General features: G+C 55.5%; 20 protein-coding genes. All 20 read left to right on the top strand.

Going from position 1 to position 8325, the window contains the following annotated elements; translation table 11 throughout:
• A partial coding sequence (locus tag VMT30_06245) for a hypothetical protein (protein HVQ44540.1) occupies nt 1-259 on the top strand: 259 nt, incomplete at its 5' end.
• Entirely contained in the window at nt 198-878 is a 681-nt protein-coding gene (locus tag VMT30_06240; GenBank protein ID HVQ44539.1) for a hypothetical protein, read from the top strand. The genes VMT30_06245 and VMT30_06240, both read left to right, overlap by 62 nt.
• Complete coding sequence (locus tag VMT30_06235; protein HVQ44538.1) at nt 875-1153, top strand: hypothetical protein; 279 nt, start codon at nt 875-877, stop codon at nt 1151-1153. Before VMT30_06240 ends, VMT30_06235 begins: the two co-directional genes overlap by 4 nt.
• 20 nt (nt 1154-1173) lie before the next feature.
• A complete protein-coding gene (locus tag VMT30_06230) occupies nt 1174-1329 on the top strand; it encodes a hypothetical protein (protein ID HVQ44537.1) in 156 nt (51 codons plus the stop codon).
• Nucleotides 1322-1591 (top strand): hypothetical protein, encoded by a 270-nt coding sequence (locus VMT30_06225; GenBank protein HVQ44536.1) that lies wholly within the window; start codon nt 1322-1324, stop codon nt 1589-1591. Before VMT30_06230 ends, VMT30_06225 begins: the two co-directional genes overlap by 8 nt.
• Nucleotides 1591-1824, top strand: a complete 234-nt coding sequence (locus tag VMT30_06220; protein ID HVQ44535.1) for a hypothetical protein — start codon at nt 1591-1593, stop codon at nt 1822-1824. Before VMT30_06225 ends, VMT30_06220 begins: the two co-directional genes overlap by 1 nt.
• Nucleotides 1818-2144, top strand: a complete 327-nt coding sequence (locus tag VMT30_06215) for a DUF4031 domain-containing protein (GenBank protein HVQ44534.1) — start codon at nt 1818-1820, stop codon at nt 2142-2144. The genes VMT30_06220 and VMT30_06215 overlap by 7 nt, the downstream gene beginning before the upstream one ends.
• A gap of 132 nt (nt 2145-2276) precedes the next feature.
• A complete protein-coding gene (locus VMT30_06210; GenBank protein HVQ44533.1) occupies nt 2277-4301 on the top strand; it encodes a hypothetical protein in 2025 nt (674 codons plus the stop codon).
• A 66-nt stretch (nt 4302-4367) separates the two neighbouring features.
• The gene (locus VMT30_06205) at nt 4368-4553 is read left to right on the top strand and encodes a hypothetical protein (GenBank protein HVQ44532.1); all 186 of its coding nucleotides are present in this window, start codon (nt 4368-4370) and stop codon (nt 4551-4553) included.
• 62 nt (nt 4554-4615) lie between these two features.
• On the top strand, nt 4616-4756 hold the full coding sequence (locus VMT30_06200) for a hypothetical protein (protein ID HVQ44531.1): 141 nt from the start codon (nt 4616-4618) through the stop codon (nt 4754-4756).
• A 44-nt stretch (nt 4757-4800) separates the two neighbouring features.
• Nucleotides 4801-5199 (top strand): hypothetical protein, encoded by a 399-nt coding sequence (locus tag VMT30_06195; protein HVQ44530.1) that lies wholly within the window; start codon nt 4801-4803, stop codon nt 5197-5199.
• Between the two features lie 49 nt (nt 5200-5248).
• On the top strand, nt 5249-5671 hold the full coding sequence (locus tag VMT30_06190) for a hypothetical protein (protein ID HVQ44529.1): 423 nt from the start codon (nt 5249-5251) through the stop codon (nt 5669-5671).
• Nucleotides 5671-5895, top strand: coding sequence for a hypothetical protein (locus VMT30_06185; GenBank protein HVQ44528.1), 225 nt, complete (start codon nt 5671-5673; stop codon nt 5893-5895). The genes VMT30_06190 and VMT30_06185 overlap by 1 nt, the downstream gene beginning before the upstream one ends.
• A complete protein-coding gene (locus VMT30_06180; protein HVQ44527.1) occupies nt 5896-6108 on the top strand; it encodes a hypothetical protein in 213 nt (70 codons plus the stop codon).
• A gap of 92 nt (nt 6109-6200) precedes the next feature.
• Nucleotides 6201-6377, top strand: coding sequence for a hypothetical protein (locus VMT30_06175; protein HVQ44526.1), 177 nt, complete (start codon nt 6201-6203; stop codon nt 6375-6377).
• A 57-nt stretch (nt 6378-6434) separates the two neighbouring features.
• Entirely contained in the window at nt 6435-6719 is a 285-nt protein-coding gene (locus tag VMT30_06170) for a hypothetical protein (protein HVQ44525.1), read from the top strand.
• Nucleotides 6716-7024, top strand: coding sequence for a hypothetical protein (locus tag VMT30_06165; protein HVQ44524.1), 309 nt, complete (start codon nt 6716-6718; stop codon nt 7022-7024). Before VMT30_06170 ends, VMT30_06165 begins: the two co-directional genes overlap by 4 nt.
• Nucleotides 7021-7404 (top strand): DUF6283 family protein, encoded by a 384-nt coding sequence (locus tag VMT30_06160; protein HVQ44523.1) that lies wholly within the window; start codon nt 7021-7023, stop codon nt 7402-7404. The genes VMT30_06165 and VMT30_06160 overlap by 4 nt, the downstream gene beginning before the upstream one ends.
• A complete protein-coding gene (locus tag VMT30_06155) occupies nt 7401-7622 on the top strand; it encodes a hypothetical protein (protein HVQ44522.1) in 222 nt (73 codons plus the stop codon). The genes VMT30_06160 and VMT30_06155 overlap by 4 nt, the downstream gene beginning before the upstream one ends.
• A partial coding sequence (locus VMT30_06150; protein ID HVQ44521.1) for an AAA family ATPase occupies nt 7619-8325 on the top strand: 707 nt, incomplete at its 3' end. The genes VMT30_06155 and VMT30_06150, both read left to right, overlap by 4 nt.

Below are 8325 nucleotides of genomic sequence, written 5' to 3'. Positions count from 1 at the left end.
GAAATGGCGCTGGCTTCCCCTGATACGCTGGCGCTATCTCTCGCGCGCCTGGCAAGGCTACCCGCCCGCCGGCTACGTGCTCGCAAGCGACTGGACAGGCCGCGAGCGCGAGCTAATCGGCTGGAGTTGGCCCGCATGCGTCCATCCGGTGCGTGTGGTGGTGGTCGAAGATCGTGACTCTGATGAGGCTTACAATCATGACACCGCTGCGCGAGAAGATCATTCAAGCTGGTTTGGTAACGAACGAATTTCAGCTTGATTTGAACGACTGCCTTGAGGATCCAAAGCCGCGCTATCCGCGCTCGCGAATGTTCAAATGGCCCGTACATGTCGACGGACATGAAGATCGGTTGACCGTCTGTCATATGCTTATGACTTTTGAACCATTCGTTCAACGGATCATGAACCTGCTCGCCGCGCCGGTCGAGATCGAGCCCGAACCCGCCGGCTGTCATGGCATCTATCATCATGCCGTTGACTTGGCCGATGACGCCGGCTGGCGCAACCTGATAGCCACCGCGCACTATGTCACGCCCCGTGTGATCATGCGGGGCGTTGTCATCGGTGTCTTGGCTGGTCGTCTCGCCACCGCGCACGCCCGCGTCGTGCTCGATACCCTCGACGCGCCGGAGCCCGACGACCGTTCCGCGTTCAACCTGTCCCACGCGGGCGGCCTGTTGCATCCGGCGTTCATCGATGACGGCGCCGGCAAAGGCAAATGGGTGATCAACCTCTATAGCCGGCGCGACCCGATCGCCGAGGTATGGGCGGCAATCCACGGTGTCGAGGACGGTTGGTTTACGCGCGAAAAATATGGCTATCACAACATGTCGACCGTCGGGCTGGCGCGGCATATGGGAGTACCGCCAGCACCATGATTGAGCTAAACGGCGACTGGCTTATGTTCAACGGCGAACGCCTGGTCGAGCTTCCGGCAAACCTGCGAATCGATATCCGTCGACGGTTTGAGGATTGGTTGAACCGTCCGATGTTCGAACTCGACTTGCTCGACACAATGCGCGTGCTCATCACCACCGACGATCATCCGCGCATCCTTGGATCATACCCGGATGATCACAGGGGCAAGCCGGCGTTGCCTGATAATACCGACGTAATCGAAGTTGTTAACGTGGAGGATATCCGATGGTTATAAATCTGAAAATCATAACAACAATGATGTTCATCATTCTTTTAGCAGCCGCACAGAGCAGTTGCCCGCCAAAGAAGCAAAAAACATGGGGCAACTCGACGCCCGGTGAACGCATAAGCAGCGGGTTGCGCGATCGCGGATCCGCGCCCAAGGGGAAGGGTTTCAACTGGGATGATTAGGCGTGTATTAAAGCCAAAAACGGCGCCGTTTCCACCGCCTCGCCGCTCGCACCTCCACCGCGCATGCGCCGACGATATCCGCGCGGCCGGCTGGTGTGTCGCCGTGCATAATGATTACCGGCTTGCCGACGTGCCTATGACGTTCTGGTTGTTCACCCATGCCGAGACCGGCCGATTTGTCCAGGGCGAGGGTTGCACCGACGCGCAAGCGCTCGACGAGATCCGGAAGCAGTTAAGCACAATGGATAATCCGACCTGGTGATGAATGACCGAACCTTACAACGCAAACTCAACCAACTTGCGAAATTGGCAAACAAAATTGAGGACGAAGCAAAACGCCGATATGGTCCAGACGGATTTCTATTTTTTGAAGCTGAGGGTACGTTCTATGTAATGGACGGCGACGCTCGCGACGATGAAAGCATCATAGAACGTCAAAAACATATTCGAATGCATAGTGCCAAATACTGTCGAATGGGTGCTGGTGCTTGGTAGTCTTCGTCGATGACATGTACCTCTACCCCATGGGGCAATTCCGCACCATGAAGATGTCGCACATGATCGCCACCACGACAGAGGAATTGCATGCCTTTGCCGAACGCATCGGCATCGCCCGCCGCTGGTTCCAAGGCGATCACTATGACGTCAGTATGTCGCTACGCTCTCGCGCGCTCGATCTCGGCGCCCATGCCGTGACCTTGCGACAGCTTGGTATCATGTGCATGATCAGAAGACGTCACGGCTATCTGCCAAATGACCCAATAGCCGCCGAACAACTTTGGAAAATTCACGTTTGGGCAAGTAAAGCGAGGTAATTTAAGTAAACTGTGGTATCCCACAAGTATTCGCAGTAACGAATACTTGAAAAACGAAGTATTAGTGCGAATTAATACTCTGACTTGCTGTTCTGCTTAGCGGGAACACCTGTCAAACCTTGAGGTAACTTAATGCCGATCGACGTCATTTACGACTGCGAAACGTTTCCCAATTTCTTCTCGTGCGCAATCACACCGCTCGCCAAAGACGACAACACCACCTGGACTTACGAGATAAGCAGCCGGCGCAATGATGCGCCAACATTCGCGGCCGCGCTCAAGTCCCGATACTTTCGACGAATGTACGGCTTTTATAGCCTCAACTTCGACAGCCCGTTGGTTCACGCCTTCCTTAAGATGTGGGATGCCGGCATACGCGATGCGATGACGCTCTACACGCGGTTGAAAGCGCTCGCGCAAGAAATCATCGCGGCCGGTAACAGATGGTCACACCGCGTACACTGGCGCGATGAGGTGGCAAAACAAGTCGACCTGTTCCTAATCCACCACTTCGACAACCCGTCCCGCTCGACCTCCCTAAAGACCCTGCAATTCAACATGCGCACCCGCCGTGTGCAGGATCTTCCGTTCCATCATTCGACCGTGCTGGAACCGTGGCAAATGGATGTAGTGCGCGACTATGGTTTGAACGACATCAGTTCAACCAAAGACTTTGCATGGGAAACCATGCCTATGATTGAGTTTCGCGAGAAGCTTGGTGACAAGCACCTAAATGACAACGATACCAAGATCGGCAAAAGCTTCGTTATTGCCGCGCTCGAAAAACGTTGGCCCGGTATTTGCTACGACAGCAACCGTCAACCTCGTCAAACCTGGCGTTCGACTGTCGACCTTGGTGAATGTATTTTTCCCTGGATTACCTTCGAGCATCCGGAAGCGCGCGCCGTGCTCGATCGGCTGAAATCCACCGTCCTGCGTGCTGACGAGATCACGACCGGCGAGACCGGCGCGGCGAAAGTGGCCACCAAGGGCGTTTTTAAAGACCTGACCGCAACCCTCGACGGTTTCAAGTTCGTCTTTGGCACCGGCGGCATTCACGGCTCCGTCATCAATCGCATCATCAAAGCCGATGCAACACACGAGATCGCGGATATCGATGTGAAGGCTTTCTATCCGTCGATCGCCATCGTGAATAAAATATATCCCGAACATCTTGGACCAGGCTTCGTCGACGTTTATGCGGAATTGAAAGCCGAACGCACGACCGCGCAGCAAGCCGGCGATATGGTCAAGTCCGATGCGCTCAAGCTCGGAAACAACGGTGTATATGGCGAAAGCAATAATTACTACGGACCGTTTCTCGATCCAAAATATACGATGACCGTCACAGTCAACGGTCAACTTATGCTTGTCATGCTTGGCGGAGAACTCCAGAAAATTCCAGGATTGGAAATCATACAAGCCAACACCGACGGCATGACCCTACGGTTCCCGCGCTCGCAGCGCGCGCGGTTCGACGCGGTGTGCGCCTGGTGGCAACACGGCACAGGAATGGAACTAGAAGAAGCTCAATATTCGCGAATGTGGATCAGGGACGTAAACAGTTACATCGCTGAATACTCGTCAGGAAAGAAAGCTGGAACCTTCAAACGCAAAGGTGCTTACGATTATGAATTGAAGGTTGGCGACCAGAAAGCTTGGCATAAGGATCACTCGTCACTCGTTATTCAGAAGGCCGCCAATGCAGCGCTGTGTGATGATCACGACCCGCTCGATTTCATCCGCCATCATCAAGACCCGTGGGATTTCTTGATTCGCGAGAAGGTCACAGGGGCGACTCGCCTGGTGCTCGCCGACGGCACGCCGTGCCAACAAACAACCCGGTATTATGTCGCCCATGACGGATTGCCAATGTTCAAAATCATGCCACCGCTCGCCAAGGCTCCGGACAAACCGCGCAAGATGTCCATCCATGCTGAGGGTCAGGCCATTGTTTATGGTGCGAAAGCGAACTATCATTGTTCGATCTGTGGCGACCATGGTCCAGCGTTCAAGTTCAAGAAAGAATTCGAAGAACACAACACGATGCATCACACGTTCAAGGTAAAGGTGTGCAACGTTTATGACGGTGAACCACTCGCCGGGTTGAACTTGGATTATTATTTGCGAGAAACAGAAAAATTACTCTTGCAATGAACCGTTATGAACCATAGCTTGGTTGAACGGGCGGCACGGTGTCGCCCGCCTCCAAGGGGTTCCCCTATGACATACCGTCTCAAGAATATCAGAACCGGCGAGATCGGTCGCACGACCTACGCGACTCTCGTCATGGCGCGCCAGGCTGCATGGTCGCGTGGTGATGATTATATTGTTGTCGATCAATATGGTAATCGGGTCGATAAACCGATCATTAGCTTTCGCTGTTTCAACCGAGCTTACTATCGATGATCACACGGGCACATCTTACAAAAGACAGTCGACATTTTCTTTTAATGCAATCAGGATTGATTGTGATGATCATCGAACTTGATTGTCTTGCCGGTACACCGACCGGCGAGCAACGATATTTGCCACAAGGATGGACGTCATTCGAAATCGTTCGCGAATGGCTTGAAGAGTTGAAATATTTTCAATTGACGCCGTCCGTATGAACCGCTATGAACCGTGATGTCACCTGATTCCAAGGGGTTCCCCAATGTTCATCGCTTACACCACCTTTCGCGGCAAGCTTATTGAAAGCGTTGCCAAACCGACCCGCGACGAAGCCGCCCGCGACCTGTTCATCAAACGCCCCAAACTGAAATCCTGCTCGACGGCCGTTGCGGTGAAAATCGCCGCTGCATATACGACATATGGTCAGGATATCCGCTCGATCAACAAGCGCGATCTTCTTCCGCCCAAAGCCACCAAGGCCGATGTGCTCGACCTGATGACCAAGCTTTACCGCATTCTGAACACCGCCGACCACGAGACGAAAGCCGATTGGATGACTTACGATCTTGCCGGCGAAAATGGTTGCGCGTGCTTGGATAAGATCATGCAATCCAAGGCGTTCACGCCGGACGAGCGGCAAGCTTTCCTCGACGACCTGTGATCATCAACCGGGCGGCCATCGTGCCGCCCACCTCCAAGGGGTTCCCCAAATGACTAAACGTTTCCTGACCGCTACGCTTTCGACCGGTCAAAAAATCACCCGCACGACCAGCAACGATAAATTGGCTTTCGCCTGGTACGCCAGCGGCAAGGCCAACAGCGAACTCCGGACCAACAGCGGGTTTTCCAGCTCCCGTTTCCTCGCCACGAAAGAGGCAATGCGACACGGCCAGTACTGGCCGAACGATTTCCGCTTTGAGGTGGTTGAGGTGGTAGCGACCGAACCGCCCAAGCGCGGCAACGCGGCGAAAGATAAGCCTTGGCGCATCGTCGAGGTATCCAGCGCGGGCGGCCGCACCCGCTACGCCAAGAACTCGCGCGGCGGTCATCTTCGCTTCGCCACCCAGGCCGAAGCCGCCAAGATCGCGCAGGACATGACCGCCGAAAGTTGTAAATATGAGGCGCGTAAATAATGAAAGTCACATTCGAATTCTGGCGCATCATCAAGGTGCGTCAGATATGTCAAGTTGAAATCGATATTCCGGATCAGTTGCAAAAGGACAAATATTTGCCGGAAGCCATGGCGCAAGCGACTTATCGCACCCAACACGACACAATGCCATGGGAAAACGAAGGTTCTATTAGTGTTGAACAATATGGCAACCAACGTTGCTATGACGACCCAGAGGACGAATAAATGAAATACGTTTTGATTGCGACCGTTGCCGCTTCCCTGCTCGCCGGTTGCTCCGGTGTCGGTATCGACCGTGACAGCTTTCAGCCGTTCAACAGCGGCGACAGTCTTGGACCGCGCGGCGGAGATCCGCATGTCAACGGCGGCAACGCCGGCACTGCCGCCCGCGCCCGCGAGCTTGCGGCGCACACGACCAGGCCGAACACGCCGAACTGAGTTGAAATAATTCCAATTGACGCGGTCGCTATGAACCGCTATGAACAAGGAACGGGCGACGCGGTGTCGCCCGGTTCCAAGGGGTTCCCCAAATGGCCAAGCGCAAATCAGTCACCTGGACCGTAGTTCGTGAAGCGATCAAATCATCGAATGGTTTCTTTTACTTGTCCTATGATGATTATGACCGCCGTGTTCTTCGTTGTAACAATGGATGGATTCAAGCTCGCTCGCCGCGCAACGCCCTCGCACTGGTCCTGACCTGCAATTGATCATCAACGGGCGGCCGCCGTGCCGTCCAACTCCACCGACTCACAGGGGTTCCCCACATGACCAAACTCACCGACCCACAACGCAAAATCCTGTTCGCGATCTTGACCGACGATTTCGGCGCGGCTTATCGCGGTAAATCTGCCAGCGCACTTCACACGCGAATGATGGTTCGTAAGCTGTCACGCTGGAACCCAAGCACCAAGACCGGCCGCGAGCTTACGCCAGAAGGCACCAAGCTTCTACATGACTGGTACAAGGCGAGATGGGCGAAATCTGGTTGTTTGGCCCATCAACAGGACCTCGACAAAGTCGAAGCGCTTATCGCGGCGGTGCGATCATGACCAAACTTACCAACCTCACGCCCTCTCAGCTCGCCGGCAGACTCGACGTCGCGCAGAAAGCGACCAGCAAGGCCGCCGACGCTGTTTTCGTGCTCGCGCTCGACAGCAACGAACGGTTTGCCCAGATCTGCAATCGCCTTGGTTATGATCACAGGGCTGTCGAAGACTGGCGCGCCGCGCTCGCGCGGACCCTCGACCTGGAAAACGAATGCGGTCGCCGCTTCGGTCCAAACGCGGTGTCGCATCCCGCGCATTGGGTGACAGCGCTCCGCACACGTCTCGCCGGCCGGAAGGTGCGTTCATGACCACCCCACCCAAGAAACCTTGCGGATCTTGCCCTTACCGTAGCGACGTTCCGTCCGGCATTTGGAGTGCCGAGGAATACGACAAGCTCCCAGGCTATGACGGTGAAATGTGGGAACAGCCTCACAAGCTGTTCCTGTGCCACCAGCAAGACGGGTGCTTGTGCGGCGGTTGGCTGATCACCCACGGAGTCAACAACCTGCTTGCGCTTAGGGCGCATGCCCGCGAGCTTGACCCGTCCGTATGGTCCTATGAGTCCGACGTCCCATGCTTTGCGTCCGGCGCGGAAGCCGCAGCGCACGGCAAGGCCGAAATCCACAACCCGCCGCCGGCCGCGCTCCGGATGATTGACGGCCTGGTTCGTAAGAGGTCGCGGTCATGACGCGCAAGATTGTAAAGACCTCCGTTAGGAAATACGGAATCAAGGTCACGTCCGGACCGCTTGCCACGGTCTATGAATGTCCATGTTGCAAGCATGTTGAGCGCTTCGAAAATGGTGTACGCGGCACCGGTCGAGGTCATGGCCTGCGCGAAGGTGGTGCCTGCTTTTCCAAAATGGCTGCTCATATCCGCCGCGACCATCCGGAACAACCGTCATGAAATTCGCACCACCACCCACACCGGAGCAGGCCGAAGCCGTCCAGCAATTTCGCACCGGCGCGCCGATGAAGATGATTGCCTTTGCCGGCGCCGGCAAGACCAGTACCCTGATGCTTATGGCGAACCAGGTCCCCAACCGGCGCGGCCTGATGATGTGTTTCAACAAGTCGATCGCGACCGAGGCCGCCACCAAGTTCCCGCGCAACGTGACATGCAAAACCGCGCACTCGCTCGCCTATGGTACTGTCGTCAAACAGGGGTTCCATCCGGAAACCAAGATGATGAAGTCGCCGCGCTCGCGCACCTTCGACGTGTCATGCGTCCGCGAGAAGATCCCCTTTCACGCGGATCTCTTTCGCTCGATCGTCGCGACCACCATCACCCGATTCTGCCAATCCGACCGCGTCGAGATCGTCGAGCGGCATGTGCCGAAAATTCCAGGCTTCTCGGATCACGATCAGGAATTCGCCTACAAATGGGCGCCGCTCGCCGCGCAACTCGTATGGCGCCGGATGGTCGACCCAGGTGACGACATGCCGATGGGTCATGACGGATATGTGAAACTTTGGGCACTCGGCAACCCGCGTTTGTTCGGCGATTTCATCATGGTCGACGAAGCGCAAGATCTAAACCCTGTGCTCATCGCGGTCGTTCAAAGTCAACAAATGCAGATTGTTGCCGTCGGCGACTCCCATCAGCAAAT

It is taken from the genome of Candidatus Saccharimonadia bacterium, assembly GCA_035544015.1.
GTDB lineage: Bacteria > Patescibacteriota > Saccharimonadia > UBA4664 > UBA4664 > UBA5169.
The sequence above is the reverse complement of the archived record's forward strand: the minus strand, read 5'-3'. Positions and strand labels throughout refer to the sequence as shown.